The following is a 19725-nucleotide window of genomic DNA, read 5'->3' on the forward strand; positions in this document are numbered from 1 at the left end:
TTAAATGAGAACTCGCGGCTAGTAACTAGAGGCTAGTGGCTACTAACAGGTTTCATGAAAAAAAGACACCGATACAGATAAAACAGGTAAATTTTTCCAAGTAAGATAATGTATATTTGGGGGGGACTTTTATCAGAAAAACATAAATGAATTTAACAATTGAAAATATACTATTAGTTGGTTCACTTCTACTTTTGATAAGCATTATTGCAGGCAAAACCTCATACCGATTTGGCATACCAACACTTTTACTGTTTTTAGTTATCGGGATGCTGGCAGGCTCTGATGGCATTGGTGGTATTAATTTTGACAATCCTCAGGTAGCCCAATTTATAGGTATTGTGTCTCTTAATTTTATTTTGTTTTCGGGCGGGCTTGATACGAATTGGAAATCAGTAAAACCAGTACTCCGGGAAGGTATTGTTTTGTCAACTCTTGGCGTTTTACTAACAGCATTATCGCTTGGCGCTTTTGTATGGTTGATTACAGATTTCACGCTCCCTGAAAGTATGTTGCTGGGCTCGATTGTTTCATCAACCGATGCAGCAGCAGTTTTCTCCATTTTACGTTCAAAAAGTCTTGCTTTAAAAACAAACCTCCGACCAACTTTAGAATTGGAAAGCGGAAGTAACGACCCAATGGCTTATGTGCTAACACTTGCCTTTCTAACTTTGGTAATTCACCAAGACCAAAGTGTTGTTACACTTATTCCGCTTTTTCTGCAACAAATGATTTTCGGCGGTATTGCAGGTTTTGTTTTTGGGTTTCTAAGTAAGATAATTATAAATAAAATAAAACTGGTTTATGAAGGCCTGTATCCCGTTTTGGTGATTGCGCTGATGTTTGTTACATTTTCGGTAACCGACTTTATCGGCGGCAATGGTTTTCTTGCTATATATATTTGTGCGGTTTATTTAGGAAATCAAGACCTGATACATAAGAAAACCATCCTGAAAATGTACGACGGCCTGGCCTGGCTTATGCAAATCGTATTGTTCCTGACCTTAGGGTTGCTGGTTTTTCCAACGCGTGTGATTCCGTATATTGGTATTGGCCTGCTTATTTCTGTTTTTTTAATTCTTGTTGCGCGTCCTATTAGTGTTTTTATCAGCCTGATGTTTTTCAAGATGAAGTTAAGCAGGCGTTTTTATATTTCCTGGGTTGGCCTACGTGGTGCTGTTCCAATTGTATTTGCCACCTATCCATTATTGGCCGGAATAGAAAAAGCAGACATGATTTTTAATATCGTATTCTTTATTTCTGTTACATCGGTTTTAATTCAGGGCACAACGTTATCTGTTCTAGCAAAATGGCTGCGTGTTTCATTACCCCAAGAAGAAAAACCTCTTTCTGAAACCGACAAATTTATTTCGGACATTACTAAAACGGCAATGAAAGAAATTACTGTTTTGCCCGATTATAATGCAGTAAACAAAAAGATTGTGGACATAAGCTTCCCGAAAGAAGCTATAATTGCGATGATTAAAAGAAAAGACAAGTATTTAACACCAAGCGGTTCTACCATAATTGAACCTAATGATATTTTACTTATTCTATCTGATAGCCAGGAAGGAATTGAAAAAGTGAATGCCTGCTTAACCCGAAATATGAATTAGAAAATCTATTACATTTTGAAACAGCTTCAACACAGGTCGCTTTCCTAACTTTTCTCAATGCACCATAGCGGTGCTTCGCCTCATCTCCAAAAGTTCTTGTGTTTTGCTCCTTCAACCTTCATTACTAAGTTCTAACGCATAATCCGGGTTTAACAAATTAATCTCTATTCAATCAGTTATTTCTAATTCGTTTTCCAGCGAAATAAAAGAGTATCAAAACTTCTGGGGTAGCATTTTTAACTATACTTAATCGTTTTTGGTGTGGTTGGTTATACAGCATGCTTCTCTCACATTCCACAGGATAAAAACTATTGCCTTATAACCTGCTGATTCATTTATCTTTCATCCTTAATCAATAATCCTTTCACTCCATTGGGTATATGGCCAATATTAAGCATCTTACTAAGAAATACCGGAATTAATGCTATTCGCGATAAAAGTGTAATTAACTTGCAAACCTTTAGCTACAAGCAAAAAAATAACCGTATTCAATAAAACTTAAGTGATAAAAACAAACTATTTCAAATTAAACCGGACATGAAAACAAAAGGAATTATTACACTTCTGATATGCATTATTTCAACGATATCTTGTAAGGAAAATGCAAAAGAAAAAATGCAGACCGGCATGTTTAGCCCCAGCTGGGAATCGTTAAAACAGTACGAAACACCCGAATGGTTTAGCGATGCCAAATTTGGGATATGGGCGCACTGGGGGCCTCAGTGTCAACCCGAAGCCGGCGACTGGTATGCGCGGCACATGTATTCCGAAGGACATTGGCAATACAACTACCATTTAAACAAATATGGCCATCCATCTGAATTTGGATTTAAAGACGTAATAAATGAATGGAAAGCAGAAAAGTGGGATCCTGAAAAATTAGTTGCCTTGTATAAAAGAGCCGGTGCCAAATACTTTTTTGCAATGGGCAACCATCACGACAATCTTGATATGTGGAACAGTAAATACCAGGAGTGGAATTCAGTTGCAGTTGGTCCGCAAAAAGATATACTTGCCGGTTGGGCCAGGGCGGCAAAAAATAATGACCTGCCCTTTGGCGTAAGCATCCATTCGGCGCACGCCTGGCGCTGGTACGAAACAGCTCAGCAGGCCGATAAAGAAGGCGAATTTGCAGGTATTCCGTACGATGGAAAACTAACAAAAGCCGATGGCAAAGGCAAATGGTGGGAAGGCCTCGATCCGCAAAATTTATATGCGCAAAACCACGCCTTAAGCCAGGAGAGCGAAAATATAGGAAGCATTCATAAACAATGGGGTTGGGAAAATGGCGCCACTCCCCCGTCTAGCGAATATTGTTTGAATTTTTATAACCGCACTGTTGATATGATTAACCAGTTTAATCCCGATTTAATTTATTTCGACGACACGGCGCTGCCTTTATGGCCCGTAAGCAACGTTGGTCTGGAAATAGCCGCACATTATTACAACTCCAACATGAAACAACACAACGGCAAACTGGAGGCTGTTCTTTTTGGCAAAATACTTACCGATGAACAAAAAGAATGTATGGTTTGGGATGTTGAGCGCGGTGCCCCCGATACTATTCAGGAAAAACCATGGCAATCGTGCACATGCATTGGAGGGTGGCACTACGACCGCGGCGTATATAACCGAAGCGACTACAAATCGGCAAAAACTGTAATGCAAATGTTAATCGATATTGTGAGTAAGAATGGTAATCTTTTGCTGAATATTCCTGTTCGCGGCGACGGTTCCATCGATGAAAAAGAGCTAAAAATTGTGGAAGACATTGCCAGCTGGATGGATATTAACAACGAATGTATTTTCGGAACACGCCCCTGGAGCATTTATGGCGAAGGGCCAAAAGCCGAAAATGCCAATCCGATAAATGCACAGGGTTTTAACGAAGGAAAAGGTGGGCCATACACCTCCAACGATGTGCGCTTTACCAAAAAAGGAGATGTACTTTATGCTGTAGTTATGGAATTACCCGAGAGCGAACAAAAGGTATTGATAAAATCGTTGTCAACCGAAAGCGCGTATTTTAACCAAACATTCGACACCGTTGAGCTGCTGGGAGGTACAATAGTTTCGTACCATTTTAATGAAGACGGATTACACATTACGCTTCCTGAAAATCTGGACTTAGTGGCTCCTCTAGCCTTTAAAATCCAGTAGTTTTCGGTTTTATCCCGGGCAGCGGAGAATAGTTTGTCCTCTCCACACAAATCATTATTGCCCGCTGCCCTTGTCCCAACAATAAATGTTGCCACAACCAATGACCAGTGACCAATGACCAGTGACCAGCAACGCGTATCTAGTAACGCGCAGCTGGAAGCTTAAAACTTGTAACTCCATTCATCCTTAATCCTTAATCCTTAATCCTTTTATTCGGTTCGTAATCAATCGTTGCCCTCCCGGACAACGCTTATACGTGACGGACCTTTGGTCCTGTTCTTTTTAGGGGCAACACCCCGATACTTCAAAGCATCGTCGCGTTAGGGCGATGAAATTGAAACAATTTCTTGCACCGCGGCTTTAGTCATTAATATTTTCATTAAAGGCTAAAGCCTACAAGCTGTTTCCTTCCAAAACACCGCCCTAAAGGACGGTGCAAAAAATCCACTTGCGCATCTTTAAAAACATTGCTTCATCATGCTATTAACTAATAGCTGGCGGCTAGTGGCTCGCAGCTTAATCCTTAATCAATAATCCTTTCATTCGGCTTGCTTCAGTCATTCCTCCCCACAATCCCAATTTCAGGTGATATAGCCATCAATCATCACCACTAATAATAGTTACCCATTCAAAAAATCACCACTTTTTGGGATTTCACACCTTGGGGCTTCCAACTAGCCTTGCAGCATAAACATTTAACAATTTTATCCAGGAATCATGAAGAAACTATTGCTATCATTTTTAATTGTAAGCGCAGGCCTTTTGGCTTTCGCACAAGAAGATGAAAACAATCCCAACCAATACACGAATTCAGCCGATAATCTTTTAATTCAAGACAGCAAACTGCTGATTGGCGGTTACGGCGAAGTACATTATAACCAACCTTTATCGGGCGACACCTATAACAACGGCAAACTAGACGTGCACCGTGTTGTAATGTTGCTGGGGTATAACTTCAACGAAAAAACACAGTTTATTACCGAAATTGAATACGAACACGTTAAAGAGGTTTATGTAGAGCAGGCTTTTTTGCAGTACAAACTGAACAACGCCATTAATTTCAGAGGCGGATTGATGCTGGTACCAATGGGAATTATTAACGAGTACCACGAGCCTACAACTTTTAATGGTGTTGAACGCCCGCTGGTCGACAATACCATTACACCAACTACCTGGCGCGAAATTGGTTTTGGTGTTACCGGAACAATGTTGCCGGCATCGTTAAAATACCAGGCTTACGTAATGAACGGCTTTAACGGTTACGATGGTTCGGCCAAACTAAGTGGCGCAAAAGGAATGCGCAGCGGCCGCCAAAAAGGAGCAGAATCGTATGTAAGTGCACCAAATTTTGCGGGAAAGATCGAGTATTTCGGAATCAGGGGCTTGAACCTGGGCTTATCGACTTACCTCGGAAAAACACAAAGCAAATTATACAACGGAATTGACAAGGATGATGATGCCGCTGTTGCAATGGCTGATTCGTCGGTAGTTGGTATTTCAATGTTCGGACTGGATGCCCGTTATTCGGTAAAAGGACTTCAGTTGCGTGGTCAGTTATACTATGCCGGCTTATCAAACACCGATGAGTACAATACTTTTACTGCCAAAGACGGTAGCCTGAATGATGTTGGAAGCGCTATGATCGGGTATTACGCCGAAGCTGCTTACAATGTTTTCCGTACGGTTGACACCGAATTGCAACTTACACCGTTTGTACGTTACGAGTTTTTAAATACCCACAGTTCGGTAGAAAACACTATTGCTAAAAACGCAGCTTACGAGAAAACAGCTATTACCACAGGACTTACGCTGGCATTAACAAAAGGAGCCGTTGTAAAAACCGATATACAGTTTGTAAAAAATGCCGCTACCAATACTTACGCAAAAACGTTTAGTGCAGGAATTGGTGTAATGTTTTAAACTATAGAAAAATGAAATTCAGATCAGGAATAGTATTGATTGCCTTATTATTTAGTGCCTGTTGGGCCTTTGCCCAAAACGAGGTGGATTTTCAGCCAAAAGCGCTGAAAAAAACCCTGCAAAAATCGGGTATCGAAACGCTGTCGGGAGTTCAGGAGATGAAAATTACCCCCCAGGCTTGCAACGAAATAAACGGCAAATACTTCCGGATAACTGAAAACAACGAAAATGCTTACCGTTACATTTACATCGGGCGGGTAAACAGCTGCCGCGCCGGAGGATGCTCGGTAACGAACGCTTTACCGCCAACACTCGATTCGGAATACTTTGATTATTATATTTTATTCGACGAGCATAAAACTGTGCAGGCAGTAAAAGTATATAACTACCAGGCCACGCACGGCTACGAAATTACCGCCAAGGGCTGGTTAAAACAGTTCATTGGGTTTAACGGCTCCGATTCGTTAAAAGTAGATAAAAACATCGATGCCATTTCAGGTGCCACCATCTCGGTATATGCCATCACCGCTGATGTGGAAAACAAAACGGCACTACTGAAAAAGCTTCAGCTATAGTACGCAAAAGTTATACATTACATACTTTTTAAGTCCCGGTTGACAGATGCCACTATCAATCGGGACTTTTTTATTTAAGGGCATGATGTACCTCTATTGAAAAAATCAAATCAATTGCAGTACGTTCGCAAGTTTAGATTCAGGTCTGTGTCTAATTCTGAAAACAGAGTTTTTATTAAACAAAAATTGCAATTCATGAATCTACTTAACAAGCAATCAGGAAAGATGATTGGCTACATTTTACTTACCTTATTTTCGTTGTCATGCGCTAAACTTCCGGTATATCAAAGTCAGGATTTTTCAGGGAAACCATCTCCTGAGTTTTCAGCCATTCCAACCACACATTTTGATAAAAAGAATAGTATTCGTTATGGTGTGGCGGTTAACGATACCAACTTCTTTTTTACAGCAACATTGAGCGACAGAACCAGTTATCAGCGAATTATGCGCAGCGGACTGAACCTGTATTTCGATCCGCAAGGAAAAAAAGGAAAAAAATATGCACTAAAAATTGAACGTTCAATCGATCAAATGAATCGACAAAGCTTCCAGGCTATACAAACTCCTGATCTGGCAATACAGGGAAATGTGGCAGCAGCCATAAACAACGCGCTAAAAAAAGTGACATGGAATGCCAACGGCAAAGAATTTACTTTTTACCCCAGTCCACACCTGTATTCCATCGAGGTTAATTTTACCACAAACGAGTACAATGAGCTGGTTTTAGAATTGCAGATGCCATTAAAAGAGATTCCGGTTGCCGATGACCAAACATTCTCTGCCGGTTTGGAAACCGGTAATTCCACATCATCTCCAATGCGCGGAAGCGGTTCTATGTCAGGTTTGAGCAGCTCGGGACGAGAAAAAGGCTCAGGTGGCAGAATGGGAGGAATGTCAGGCGGCGGCGGTGGTCGTGGTAGACAGATGAAAGGGATGTCGCAACGGGCAACAGCCACCGGCTCATCCCCGGCAGTTTCTTCGTGGTTTAAGGTTGCTTTATAGATGATAGAACAGATTGCTTCAGTCGTTCCTCCTTGCCAATGACATTCTTTGGATGTTTAAACCTGCAGCGGTCAATGACCTATTTTGTCCCGGCACGATTCTTTCCTGTCCGCTGCTTTTGTCCTGGTACATTACAAATCGTTACAGGGGTAGCGAACTAATCTAATCCTCCGTCCCGATCGAAAAATCGGGGCACCTCCTTTCAAAAGGAGGACGAGCACTGTGCAATCACCGTAAATAAGGACAATAAAAAAGGCACGGAGTTTTCCGTGCCCTATATATGAATAGATTTAAGATCTATTTTTTTACGGAATGCAGCCCGCACTCTTTTCCTGAGCCCTGCTCCCACCACCAACGTCCGGCACGGAAATCTTCGCCCGGCTGAATGGCGCGAGTACAAGGCTGACAGCCAATGCTCACAAATCCTTTATCGTGCAGTACATTGTAGGGTACGTTATATTTTTTCACCCAGTCGATGGTTTCTTCCAGGCTCCACTCCATTAGCGGATTGAATTTTACGATATCGTTTCCGGCGTCGTACTCAAAAAATTTCATGTCGCTGCGATTTTCCGATTGCGAAGCACGTAAGCCGGTAATCCAAATCTCGTTTCCTTTCAAGGCACGCTTTAATGGAATAACCTTGCGTATGCAACAACACTCTTTGCGGTTTTCCAGCGACTCGTAAAAGCTGAAAGGTCCTTTTTCGTCGAGTAGTTTTTCCACTTCTTCGGTTGGCGGGAAATACGCTTTAATCGGCTTGTTGTATTTTTCGAGCGTACTGCGGTACACTTTATACGTCTCCGGAAACAAACGGCCGGTATCTAAAGTAACCACGTTTATGGGCAGGTCGTTCTTAAAGATAATATCGGTAATCACCTGATCTTCGTATCCAAAGCTAGTGGTAAAAACCACTTTCCCCAGGTGCTGTTCAACCAGAAATTGTAATTTCTCTACAATCGTTTTTTCTTCCAGTTGTGTGTTATACTTGTTTGTTAGTTCTTGCATTTTCATGTAATTATATTTTACCACAAAGTTCTTCCTCATTTGCTCAATAACTCATTCGCTTCTGAGTCCTTTTGCCTTTTTACGTTTGCCTTTTATCTTGTTCTCTCCTACTCCACATACAAAACCAATCCCTTCAAATATTCACTCTCGGGGTGGTAAATATCAACCGGATGATCAACCGGCTGGCTCATTTGGTGAAGGATACGAACTTTTCGTCCGGATATGGCTGCTGCTGAAAAAACGGCTTCCCTGAATTTCTCTTTCGACACCACCTGCGAGCAGGAGAAGGTAAACAAAATTCCGCCTTTACGAATTTGCTCGAAAGCACGTGTATTAATTCGTTTATAACCTTTTAAAGCCTGCGTCAGTGCTTTGCGGTGCTTGGCAAATGCCGGCGGATCAAGAATAATCAGGTCGTATTTATCTTTAATGTCTTTCAGGTACTCAAAACCATCAATCGCTGTTGATTTATGGCGCTGGTCTCCAGGAAAATTCAACTCCACATTCTCATCGGTCAATTCAATGGCCGTTGCCGACGCATCAACCGAGTGCACCGATTTGGCACCTCCCTGCATGGCATAAAACGAAAAACCTCCGGTGTAACAGAACATGTTCAGCACATCACGGTCTTTCGAAAATTCCTGCACCAGCTTACGGTTTTCGCGCTGATCGACAAAGAACCCCGTTTTCTGACCATTCTCCCAATCTACCTTAAAACGAAGGCCATGTTCCAGCACTTCGTGTGCGCCCGAAGCATCGGGGCCGCCAAACAAATAACCGTCTTCCGATTTTACCTGGGCTTTAAACGGCAATGTTTTTTCGCTTTTATTGTAAACGGCTTTCAGATGGTCGCCCATCACTTCCTGCAAAGCTTTCACCAACTCTTCGCGTATAAGGTGCATTCCAATGGAGTGCGTTTGCATTACCGCTGTACCGTTGTAAAAATCAACAATCAGGCCCGGCATTCCGTCGCCTTCAGCGTGAATCAAACGAAAAACATTTGTTTCAGGGTTATTTTCAAACCCCATCTTTTTACGCAGGTTCCACGCACTTTCTATTTTGCTTTTCCAGAAATTGTAATCCGGTTCCACCTCTTCAAACGACACAATACGAATGGCAATCGATCCGATCTGGTAGTGGCCCATTGCCAAAAACCGATCCTGGTTCGAATATACTTTTACCATGTCGCCCTCAGCCGGTTTACCGTACATTTCTTTTATGGCTCCGGAGAATACCCACGGGTGAAAACGCAGCAATGACTGGTCTTTACCCGACTTTAATACAACTTTGACAAACTCTTTTGCCATCTCTAATTTTTTGAAAAGTTTTCGAAAATTTCCAGTGCAGCCCACGCATCGGTAGCTGCATAATTTTGTTGTGCTTCGGTTAATTCGCTGGCTTCCCAGTTGGTCAGCTGCTGTCCTTTCGAAATGCGAAAACCACAGGCAATTGCTGTAAGTTTTTTCAGGCTAAAATTCTGAATGCCCATTTCCTTGGCCTCATCCTGCAACTCAACAAAACCACCCGGGTTAAAGGGTACAAATTCCTGCAGGCCTTTAATATCGTCGCGGATGGCAACACCCGGTTTTATTACCTTTTCGTTGGCCAGTAATTCCACAATCTCGCGTGGCAAACCAATGCGATTAATCCGGAATAAAAAAGCCTTATTTTTGGTTGACAATTGCAGCAAAGCCACCTTGTTTACCACGCCTTTTTTAAACGACGGTTTTGTCTCGGTATCAAAGCCAATTATGCTTGCTCCGTTGAGCTCTTCCATGGCATGTTTTACCATTTGCAATGAATCGACTAAAATAATCTGGCCTTCAAAACGTTTTAAAGGCAGCTCCGTCAACTCTTCGTTTGATATTTTTTCTTTAAACATTTACTCTTCGTCTTGATCGGTTCCCCAAAATTTATCCAGCCATTCAGGATTTCCTTTCCCGGGAACCACTTCGTCATTACTACTATCAGTTGAAAAATCGGCATCGCTGTAAACCAGCATGTGCACGGCACGCATCACATTTACCAGCTGCTGCCCCCAAAACTCCTCGAAATGGTAAATACAATCCGAAATTGCATCGTTCATTACTTCTTCGTTACCAATGCTGTAATTGGTGATACAATCCTTTAAATCCTGGTAAATATCCATCAGGTTTTCGGAAACACTTGCACGAACGGTTTCTTCTCCAAACTGAATATTGGGATCGAAAACCTCGTAAAAACCATCGTTCTCGCCCAACAACTGCAACCATTTCTGATGCAACATATTGTAGTCGAGTTCGTTTACAAATTTCTCCAGTTCCTCGTCCATTACCATTTCAATCTTCTCAACAACCGAAGCCTTTAAATAGAGCAATGGCAGCAACTTTTGCAGCTTTGCAAGATTTTCTTCTGCAGTGAGATGCGAAACATTCTCGATGGTAGAACAGTACTCGTTAGCCACTGTTACAAATTCAACTACATTTTTTGAATATACGACCTGATCCATACTCACACCTGATTTCCCAATAATTTAAACTGCTGCAAAAGTAGTAAAGATTTTTAAGACAGGAGTGGAATGATGGAAGTGGAAAGATTAAAGGCTTAAGTTGGCGTGATAGTATTATTGCGGACAGTGCTTTCTTTGAGATGATTGATGTAGATTGATTTTAAGATTGATGTAGATTGATTTCAAGATTGAAGTAGATTGAAAGCGAATCAGTCAATAGAGAACTGAGACTGGATACTGCAACTTTTGCTTTGCGAAGGATTGAAGGATAAAATGCTTTAATGCTTTAATAAAAACTCGTGAAGTAAAAACTCGCTAGTGACCAATGACTAATGACTAATGACCAATGACAACTTTTGCCTTTTCACTTTTTACTTGTGCCTTGCGAAGGATTGAAGGACTGAAGCAAGAAATGCTTTAATGCGTAAATGCTTTAATAAAAACTCATGTAGTAAAAACTCGCTAGTGACTAATGACCAGTGACTAATGGCAAATGACTAATGGCGAATGACAACTTTTTCCTTTTTACCTTCTACTTTTGCCTTGCGAAGGACTGAAGGACTGAAGGAAGAAATGCCTTAATGCTTTAATGCGTAAATGCTTTAATAAAAACTCATGAAGTAAAAACTCGCTAGTGACTAATGACCAGTGACTAATGGCAAATGACTAATGGCGAATGACAACTTTTGCCTTTTCACTTTTTACTTTTGCCTTGCGAAGGACTGAAGGACTGAAGGAAGAAATGCGTGAATGCTTTAATGCTTTAATGCTTTAATGCTTTAATAAAAACTCATGAAGTAAAAACTCGCTAGTGACCAATGACCAGTGACTAATGGCAAATGACTAATGGCGAATGACAACTTTTGCCTTTTCACTTTTTACTTTTGCCTTGCGAAGGACTGAAGGACTGAAGGAAGAAATGCGTGAATGCTTTAATGCTTTAATGCTTTAATAAAAACTCATGAAATAAAAAACTCGCTAGTGACTAATGACCAATGACTAACGGCGAATGACAACTTTTGCCTTTTCACTTTTCACTTTTGCCTTAAAACTTCAGCTACTTCCATTCCAGCAGCCCGTCAACGCGGTAGATAATTTTTTTGTTATCGAGTAGCCACTTTACTATTTCGCGCATTTTTTGTTGGTCGCCTTTTAATTTGAACAAGAGATTTTCGTAAGTACATGGATCAGCAAGCAATTTTTGCACACGTTTACTAACGGTGCCAAATTCGTAATCGCTTAGCGCCAGTGCTTCTTTTGCTTTACAAATATCGCAGGTGCCACAAGCTGCTGTATCGGTTTCACCAAAATAGCTTAAAAGAATCTGGCTTCTACATGTGGCCGAATCGGTGGCATAATGAATTACCGACTCAATTTTTTCGGTGTAGTCTTTTTTACGCAGATCGTAGTTTTCTTTCGAAATCTTTATGCGGTCGATATGCACACGCTCTTTGGTGAAGTAAATAAACGGCGTTTGACTTTTCGGTACGTAATCAATCACTTTCGACTGGCGAAGGTGTTTCAGGTAATTGTACACCTGGTCGCGATTAAGCCCCGAACGTTTCGACAACAACTCTTCATCAACCGATACATAACCCGTAAACAAACCGGTGTACGAGCGCAAAAGCAGTTTTATAAAATCGTCGAGTTTGGCATTGGCCACCTGAAATTTGTACAATTCATCGCGCGAAATCGGAAAATAAACGCGCGAAGGACTGTCAACCTGCTCGGTAAATTCAAGGTATTCCTGGCGTTGCAAAATCTTTAGGCTATTGTAAACCATCGCCTGCTGAAATTTGTAGGCCTGTGCAAATCCCTGTAAGCTGAATTCTCGCACCTGTCCTTTTCCGTACCCCACGGCAATCTGGAAATAGTTACACAACGAATCGTAAATACGCTTAATATTATCAATTTCAGGAAACGAAGTTGAGATATGTTTTTTCAGCTTGGTGGTATCGGCATTATTATATAATAGTACTGCTGCCGATTTCTTACCGTCGCGCCCTGCCCTGCCCGCCTCCTGGTAATAAGCCTCCAGCGAATCGGGCGCATCAATGTGAATTACAAAGCGAACGTTGGCTTTATCGATTCCCATTCCAAAAGCATTGGTAGCCACAATTACACGTGTTCTTCCACTCAGCCAGTCGTCTTGCCGTGCACTACGCACAAAATTTCCCAAACCGGCATGGTAATAACTGGCTGAGATTCCGTTTTGCCTTAGTTCTTCAGCAATCTCACGAGTGGCTTTGCGGCTGCGCACATACACCACTCCCGAGCCTTTACTTTTTTTCAGTGTATTGAGCAGATAACCGGTTTTATTCTCAACATGACGCACCAAGTAACTCAGGTTTTCGCGGTGAAAAGACATTTTTAACAAATTCTTCTCTTTGAAACCCAGCTTGTCCTGAATATCGTCGGCCACCTTAGGCGTTGCAGTTGCTGTTAAGGCCAGTATTTTTACTTTGGGCAGCAGCTCCCGCACTTTAATAATGCTGAGGTAACTGGGGCGAAAATCGTAGCCCCACTGCGAAATACAGTGTGCTTCGTCAACCGTTAACAGGTTCACTTTCATTTGCTCCAGGCGCTCTACAAAACGCTCTGAATTCAGGCGTTCGGGCGATACATATAAAAACTTGTAATTGCCCCACACGGCGTTATCGAGCGTAAGTTTTATTTCGCGCGCCGACATACCGCTGTGCACCGCCAGTGCTTTTATCCCTTTTCGGCTCAGGTTTTCCACCTGATCTTTCATTAAAGCAATCAAGGGTGTTACCACCACACAAATGCCCTCGTGTGCCAGCGAATAAACCTGGAAAGTTATGGATTTTCCGCCACCGGTTGGCATTAAACCAAGGGTATCCTTCCCCGCTGCAACAGACTCAATTATTTCGAGCTGCAGCGGCCGGAATTCGGGGTAACCCCAATAGCGGGTAAGTATCTGCCTGAAGTCTTCCATCATTACAAATTAACCTAATTAATTCAAAAAAATAAACTAATTATTTACAAGGCTGACGAAATAATTGATATACAATTATTTGTCAGGGTTAGCCTTGACATTGAAAATCATAAAACAACCTCTAAACAGAGAACGTATCGTGCAGATTTTCAATCGTCAACACTTCGTGTGAAAAATTTTATGAATTTTTCGGGTTAATAAATCAGTTTAACCTTTAACAATTTTTAGTCTTCAAAAGTAAGCACTGCGTAAATAAATCAGTTCTGGTCCACTATTTTTTTGTAGTTTTGCGCTTTAATAAAAACATTAAAATAGTTAGGCATGTCGTTTCTAGAAGACAAAATACAGTTTGAAGGGCTAACCTTCGACGATGTTCTTTTAATTCCCTCATATTCAGAATTGTTACCACGCGAAGTTGATCTTTCTTCGAAATTCACCCGTAACATTATCATCAATACTCCGATTCTTTCGGCAGCAATGGATACAGTTACCGAAAGTAAAATGGCGATTGCCATTGCCCGCGAAGGTGGTATTGGTGTGATTCACAAAAATATGGGTATTGAGGAGCAAGCGCACCAGGTAACAACTGTAAAACGTGCCGAAAATGGTATGATCTACGACCCGATTACCATTACACCAGAGAAAAAAGTAAAGGATGCACTGGATTTTATGGCCAAGTATAAAATTGGTGGTATTCCGGTTGTTGATGGTCACGGGCACCTGGTAGGTATTGTTACCAACCGCGACCTTCGTTTCGAGTTGAACATGAGCCGTCCGATTTCGGAAGTAATGACCAGCGAAAACCTGGTTTCTACGCTAGAATCAACTGATTTACATAAAGCTGCAGAAATTCTTCAACGCCATAAAATTGAAAAACTTCCGGTTGTTGATAAAGAAAATAAATTGATTGGGCTGGTTACCTATAAAGATATTACCAAAGCAAAAGACAAACCGCTGGCCTGTAAAGACGAAAAAGGCCGTTTGCGTGTAGCTGCCGGTGTTGGTATTGCGGGCGACACCATGGATCGTGTAGATGCACTGGTGAAAGCACAGGTTGACGCATTGGTTTTGGATACTGCCCACGGCCATACCAAAGGTGTTGTTGAAATGCTGAAACGTATAAAATCAAAATATCCGGAGAAAGATGTGGTTGCCGGAAACATTGCTACTGCCGACGCGGCAAAATTACTGGTTAGCGCCGATGCCGATGCGGTAAAAGTTGGAATTGGCCCTGGATCGATTTGTACCACACGTGTTATTGCAGGCGTGGGTGTACCACAGCTATCGGCTATTTACAATGTTTCAAAAGCTATTCAAGGCTCAGGCGTTCCTGTAATTGGCGATGGCGGATTACGCTACTCGGGCGACTTTGTAAAAGGTTTGGCTGCGGGAGCCGACTCGATGATGGCTGGTGGACTATTTGCCGGTGTTGAAGAATCGCCCGGTGAAACCATTCTTTACCAGGGAAGAAAATTTAAAGCTTACCGTGGAATGGGATCGGTTGAAGCCATGCAAAAAGGTTCGAAAGACCGCTATTTCCAGGATATGGAAGACGACATTAAGAAATTGGTTCCTGAGGGAATTGCTGCACGTGTTCCTTTCAAAGGATCATTATACGAAGTGCTTTATCAATTGCTTGGTGGTATTCGTGCCGGAATGGGCTATTGCGGAGCACAAAATATTAAAGCGCTTCAACAGGCTAAATTCACCCGTATTTCAAATGCAGGTGTTCAGGAAAGCCATCCGCACGATGTAAGCATTACACGCGAAGCACCGAACTACAGCAGCCGCCAGTAAGCGCGGGCTGCTTTTTCCCGAAAGGGCATAAAACAATCACAATTTGCTCAGGCAGTGTTGTTCAACTATAAACCAATGGTGTAAAATGAACAGAATTTTCTTTTCGTTGATTTTTTTTGTTGTCATTACGTTACAGGCTTTGGCTCAACCTGCCAGAGCACTACTAACTATTGACGGACAAGAAGTTAGCAAAGAAGAATTTGAATTCATTTACAAGAAGAATAACAGCAACCTGTATGCTGATGCCGACAGAAAAACACCTAAAGAATACTTGGAACTGTTCATTAATTTTAAGTTGAAAGTTGTTGAAGCTGAAAACTTAAAGATGGACACCAGCCGGGCCTTTATTAATGAACTGGCCGGCTACCGGAAAGAAATTGCTGCGCCTTATCTTACCGATATTGATTTTAACGAGCAACAGGTTGAGGAGCTGTACCGCCGCATGCAACTGGAGGTAGATGCCAGCCATATTTTGCTGCGTATTGACAAAAATGCATCGGCAGAACAAGAACAACAGGTACTCGATAAAATCACCAACATTCGTAAGCAGATTATTGCAGGGAAACCGTTTGAGGATGCTGCTGTGGAGTACTCTGAAGATCCGTCGGCACAAACGAACAAAGGCCATCTGAATTATTTTACGGCTTTTACCATGGTAGCTCCTTTTGAAGATGCTGCCTTTAACACGCCCGTTGGAGAAATTTCGGAGCCGGTGCGCACCGATTTTGGTTACCACCTGATAAAAGTGCACGACACCCGCCCCAACAAAGGAGAACTGCAGGTTGCCCACATTATGAAAAACGTGGGACGGAATGCCTCTCCCGAAGAAAAAGCCAAAGCCAAAACGGCCATCGACTCTATTTATCAGCTGCTGCTCGACGGAGCTGATTTTGCAACTTTGGCCAAAAGTGAATCGCAGGACCGACGCTCTGCTGTTCGTGGCGGAGAAATGCCCCGGTTTGCGGCAGGCAGAATTGTAAAGGAATTTTCCGATCCGGCATTTGCACTGAAAAACGATGGCGATATTTCCGAACCTGTGGAAACGCCCTATGGTTACCACATTATAAAACGATTAAATGCGCGCCCTGTTCCTCCTTTCGAAGAAGCCCGCACATTAATCGAAAGTCAAATTAAAAAAGATGCTACGCGACTGGCTTCCGGGAAAAAAGTATTTGTTGAAAAACTGAAGAAAGAATACAACTTCTCGGAAAACAAAGCTGCCAAAGCCAAATTGGCTGAGCTATCTATTGCTGCCAATACCGCTTTACCGGAAGAGACATTCTTTACTATCGACAACAAAAACTTTGGAGCAGAAGAACTGACAGCGTTTATTACACGAAAAAATATAAAAACAGGAGCTTACCGTTCGGTTTACGACGATTGGGTAACAGCTGAAATTACCAATCTGGAAGACGCGAAACTGGAAGAGAAATACCCCGAGTTCCGCTACCTGATGAACGAATACCACGACGGCATTTTGCTGTTTAATATTTCGCAGGAAAAAATATGGAACTATGCCGCGCAAGACACCGCGGGGCTGGAAGCATTCTACCAAAAAAACAAGGATAAACACCTTTGGGGCGATCGTTTTAAAGGTCATATAATTACCTGTAAGGATGTATCGGTTCGCGAAGAGGCCGAAAACCTGTTTGGTGCCGGCCTGAATGCCGACGAAGTGCTTGCACACATAAATACCGATGGCGAAGAACTGATTTCCATTGAAAGCGGAGCCTGGGAAGAAGCCCAAGATCCGGTAGTGGACTATTACGTTTGGAATGGCAAAGAGCCGGAAAATTTTGACAGTGCCACTACTTTTGTTCGCGGCGATAAAATTAAACCGGAGCCAAAAACACTGGATGAAGCGCGCGGCCTTTTTATATCCGATTACCAGGATTACCTGGAAGAACAATGGATTAAAGAACTACGCCGCAAGTACAAGGTTAAAGTGAATAAAAAACTGCTAAATTCCATCGAGGGTGTTTAAACGAAAAATTAAATATGGTTTTATCGTTGCACTGGCAATTGCCTTTGCTTCGTGTTCGTCGGAAAGTAACGATGAACCGCTTGCCAGCGTTGGAGAAAAAGTGCTCTACCGATCGGTGGTAAACGAAATTCTGCCCAAAGGAGTTAGTAAGGAAGACAGCATTTCGATGAGCCAGAATTACATCGACAAATGGATTAAACAGGAACTGCTCATTCAAAAAGCCGATGAAAATCTGAGCGAAGAGCAAAAAGACCTTCGCAATGAAATTGAAGAATACCGCAATTCGCTAATTATCTATAAGTATAAAAACGAGTTGATAAAACAACGGATGGACACCCTTGTTACCGACCAGCAGATTGAAGAATATTACAACAATAATCCGGCAAATTTTAACCTGACTAACAGCATTGTAAAAGCTACGTTTGTGATGATACCCGGCGATTTGGCCGATCCCAACATGGTAAAAGCCTTGATTGACGACACTTCGCCCGAAGGAATTGACGAATTGCGCGACTATTGCAGTCAGTATGCAAAAAAAGCAAACATATCGGCCGATGAATGGATCAGCTTCCAAATGCTGGAAAAAAACTTCCCGCAACAAGTGGAAGACCCCGAGGCCTTTCTGAAGCGGAACCAGCTGTATGAAATGAATGATTCAAATTATTACTATATTGTCAGCATTCATGATTATAAGCTAAGTAACGATCTGGCTCCGATTGAATTTGTGCGGGACAATATTAAAAATCTGATCCTGAATCAGCGTAAGATCAAATTCTTAAAAGAAATTGAAGAAAATATTTACACGGAAGGTGTACGTAAAAAGAAATTCAGAATATATGACACGAAAACGAATTAATGAAAATATGATGACTAGAATTTTTGTAACAACGATGCTAATGCTTGCGGTACTTACCGGAGCAAATGCTCAGGATAAGGTTATCGACCAGATTGTAGCCGTGGTTGGTGGTAACGTTATTTTGAAATCGGACATCGAAACCATGAACATTAACCAGCAGGCGCAGGGAATTACTTCGGAAGGAGACATGAAATGCGAGATACTGGAAGATTTTCTGATTAACAAACTGCTGGTTGCCGAGGCCGAACTGGACACTTTGATTACGGTAACACCCAGCCAGGTTAACCAACAAATGGATGCGCAGTTGCAAATGTATATGCAACACTTTGGTACCGAAAGCGCTGTTGAAACCTATTTCGGAAAATCAATTGCCAGTATTAAAGCCGACATGCAGGAAGCCATTCGCGAGCAGATACTAAGTCAGCAAATGCGCTCGAAGATTGTGGAAAATGTAACCGTTACTCCATCGGAAGTGCGTTACAACTACCGAAACCTAAGCAAAGATGAAATTCCAACCATACCAACGCAATACGAGTATGCACAAATTACTGTGGAACCCAAAATAGAACTGGAAGAAGAAAACCGGGTGAAAGCCAAACTGCGCGAGATTAAAAAACGAATTGAAAACGGTTCGAGCTTTGCCGCAATGGCCGTAATTTACTCCGAAGGTCCTTCGGCTAAAGATGGTGGCGTTATTGGTTATTCAGGACGGGCACAACTTGATCCGGCTTACGCAACAGCGGCCTTCAACCTTAAAGACGATAAAGTATCAAACGTAGTAAAAAGTGCATTTGGCTACCACATCATTCAATTAGTTGATAAACAAGGCGGAAAAGTAAATACCCGCCATATTTTAATGAAACCAAAAGTTTCGGTTGACGCAAAAGAAGAAGCTTACGAACGCCTCGACAGTTTGGCCAACCTCATTCGCAAAGATGAAATTGCGTTTGATCAGGCAGCGCAAATGTTCTCGTACGACAAAAATACGCGTAACAATGGTGGTATTGCCATTAACGCCAACACCATGTCGTCGAAATTTTCGATTGAAGAGGTTGATCCCGATGTAAGTAAAATCATTACAAAAATGAACATCAACGAGATTTCAGAGCCGTTTGAAACCATTGATACCAAAAACCAGCAACAGGTTTATAAAATAATCAAGCTGTTAAAAAAAATCGATTCGCATAAGGCCAATCTGCAGGACGATTACCAAACGCTTGCCGAATTGTACCTGGCGAAAAAGAAAGAACAGGTTTTGGAAGAATGGATTGCCGAGCGCCAGTCGCAAACCTACATCCGTATCGACAGAACTTACGCCAACTGTAACTTTAATTTCGACAACTGGATTAAATAATAACCCACGAAA

At 42.0% G+C, this 19725-nt stretch carries 14 protein-coding genes; 9 read left to right on the top strand and 5 right to left on the bottom strand.

What is annotated here, in order from left to right; genetic code table 11:
• Window positions 1-146: 146 nt before the first annotated feature.
• The 5 genes from BMW53_RS14665 (at window position 147) to BMW53_RS14685 (ending at window position 7273) form a co-directional block, all read left to right on the top strand.
• Window positions 147-1616 carry a potassium/proton antiporter gene (locus BMW53_RS14665; protein WP_038554129.1) on the top strand — a complete coding sequence of 490 codons (1470 nt, stop codon included), beginning with the start codon at window positions 147-149 and terminating at the stop codon, window positions 1614-1616.
• 537 nt (window positions 1617-2153) lie between these two features.
• Window positions 2154-3776 carry an alpha-L-fucosidase gene (locus BMW53_RS14670; protein WP_038554144.1) on the top strand — a complete coding sequence of 541 codons (1623 nt, stop codon included), beginning with the start codon at window positions 2154-2156 and terminating at the stop codon, window positions 3774-3776.
• 717 nt (window positions 3777-4493) lie between these two features.
• Window positions 4494-5696 (top strand): putative porin, encoded by a 1203-nt coding sequence (locus BMW53_RS14675; protein WP_038554147.1) that lies wholly within the window; start codon window positions 4494-4496, stop codon window positions 5694-5696.
• 11 nt (window positions 5697-5707) lie between these two features.
• Window positions 5708-6271, top strand: a complete 564-nt coding sequence (locus BMW53_RS14680; protein WP_038554150.1) for an FMN-binding protein — start codon at window positions 5708-5710, stop codon at window positions 6269-6271.
• A 195-nt stretch (window positions 6272-6466) separates the two neighbouring features.
• A complete protein-coding gene (locus BMW53_RS14685) occupies window positions 6467-7273 on the top strand; it encodes a hypothetical protein (protein WP_139178184.1) in 807 nt (268 codons plus the stop codon).
• A gap of 297 nt (window positions 7274-7570) precedes the next feature.
• On the opposite strand, the gene BMW53_RS14690 is transcribed toward BMW53_RS14685, so the two are convergent.
• The 5 genes from BMW53_RS14690 to BMW53_RS14710 form a co-directional block, all read right to left on the bottom strand.
• Window positions 7571-8278: a phosphoadenylyl-sulfate reductase gene (locus BMW53_RS14690; protein ID WP_245749053.1), complete on the bottom strand. Its 708-nt coding sequence runs from the start codon at window positions 8276-8278 to the stop codon at window positions 7571-7573.
• 107 nt (window positions 8279-8385) lie between these two features.
• Window positions 8386-9585, bottom strand: coding sequence for a class I SAM-dependent rRNA methyltransferase (locus BMW53_RS14695; protein ID WP_038554172.1), 1200 nt, complete (start codon window positions 9583-9585; stop codon window positions 8386-8388).
• Window positions 9586-9587: 2 nt separating this feature from the next.
• On the bottom strand, window positions 9588-10160 hold the full coding sequence (locus BMW53_RS14700) for a 3'-5' exonuclease (RefSeq protein ID WP_038554175.1): 573 nt from the start codon (window positions 10158-10160) through the stop codon (window positions 9588-9590).
• Complete coding sequence (locus BMW53_RS14705; protein WP_038554177.1) at window positions 10161-10766, bottom strand: DUF5063 domain-containing protein; 606 nt, start codon at window positions 10764-10766, stop codon at window positions 10161-10163.
• Window positions 10767-11823: 1057 nt separating this feature from the next.
• The gene (locus BMW53_RS14710; protein WP_038554179.1) at window positions 11824-13725 is read right to left on the bottom strand and encodes a RecQ family ATP-dependent DNA helicase; all 1902 of its coding nucleotides are present in this window, start codon (window positions 13723-13725) and stop codon (window positions 11824-11826) included.
• 318 nt (window positions 13726-14043) lie between these two features.
• Here BMW53_RS14710 and guaB point away from each other — a divergent pair, with 318 nt between their 5' ends.
• The 4 genes from guaB to BMW53_RS14730 all read left to right on the top strand — a co-directional run bounded on the left by guaB (window position 14044) and on the right by BMW53_RS14730 (window position 19713).
• On the top strand, window positions 14044-15519 hold the full coding sequence (gene guaB, locus BMW53_RS14715; protein WP_038554182.1) for an IMP dehydrogenase: 1476 nt from the start codon (window positions 14044-14046) through the stop codon (window positions 15517-15519).
• Between the two features lie 85 nt (window positions 15520-15604).
• Window positions 15605-17503, top strand: a complete 1899-nt coding sequence (locus BMW53_RS14720; RefSeq protein ID WP_051567485.1) for a peptidylprolyl isomerase — start codon at window positions 15605-15607, stop codon at window positions 17501-17503.
• A complete protein-coding gene (locus tag BMW53_RS14725) occupies window positions 17496-18359 on the top strand; it encodes a hypothetical protein (protein ID WP_038554185.1) in 864 nt (287 codons plus the stop codon). Before BMW53_RS14720 ends, BMW53_RS14725 begins: the two co-directional genes overlap by 8 nt.
• The gene (locus tag BMW53_RS14730; protein WP_051567486.1) at window positions 18340-19713 is read left to right on the top strand and encodes a peptidylprolyl isomerase; all 1374 of its coding nucleotides are present in this window, start codon (window positions 18340-18342) and stop codon (window positions 19711-19713) included. Before BMW53_RS14725 ends, BMW53_RS14730 begins: the two co-directional genes overlap by 20 nt.
• Window positions 19714-19725: the final 12 nt, after the last annotated feature.

This window comes from Draconibacterium orientale (assembly GCF_900111425.1).
In the GTDB taxonomy this organism is placed as follows: Bacteria; Bacteroidota; Bacteroidia; order Bacteroidales; family Prolixibacteraceae; genus Draconibacterium; species Draconibacterium orientale.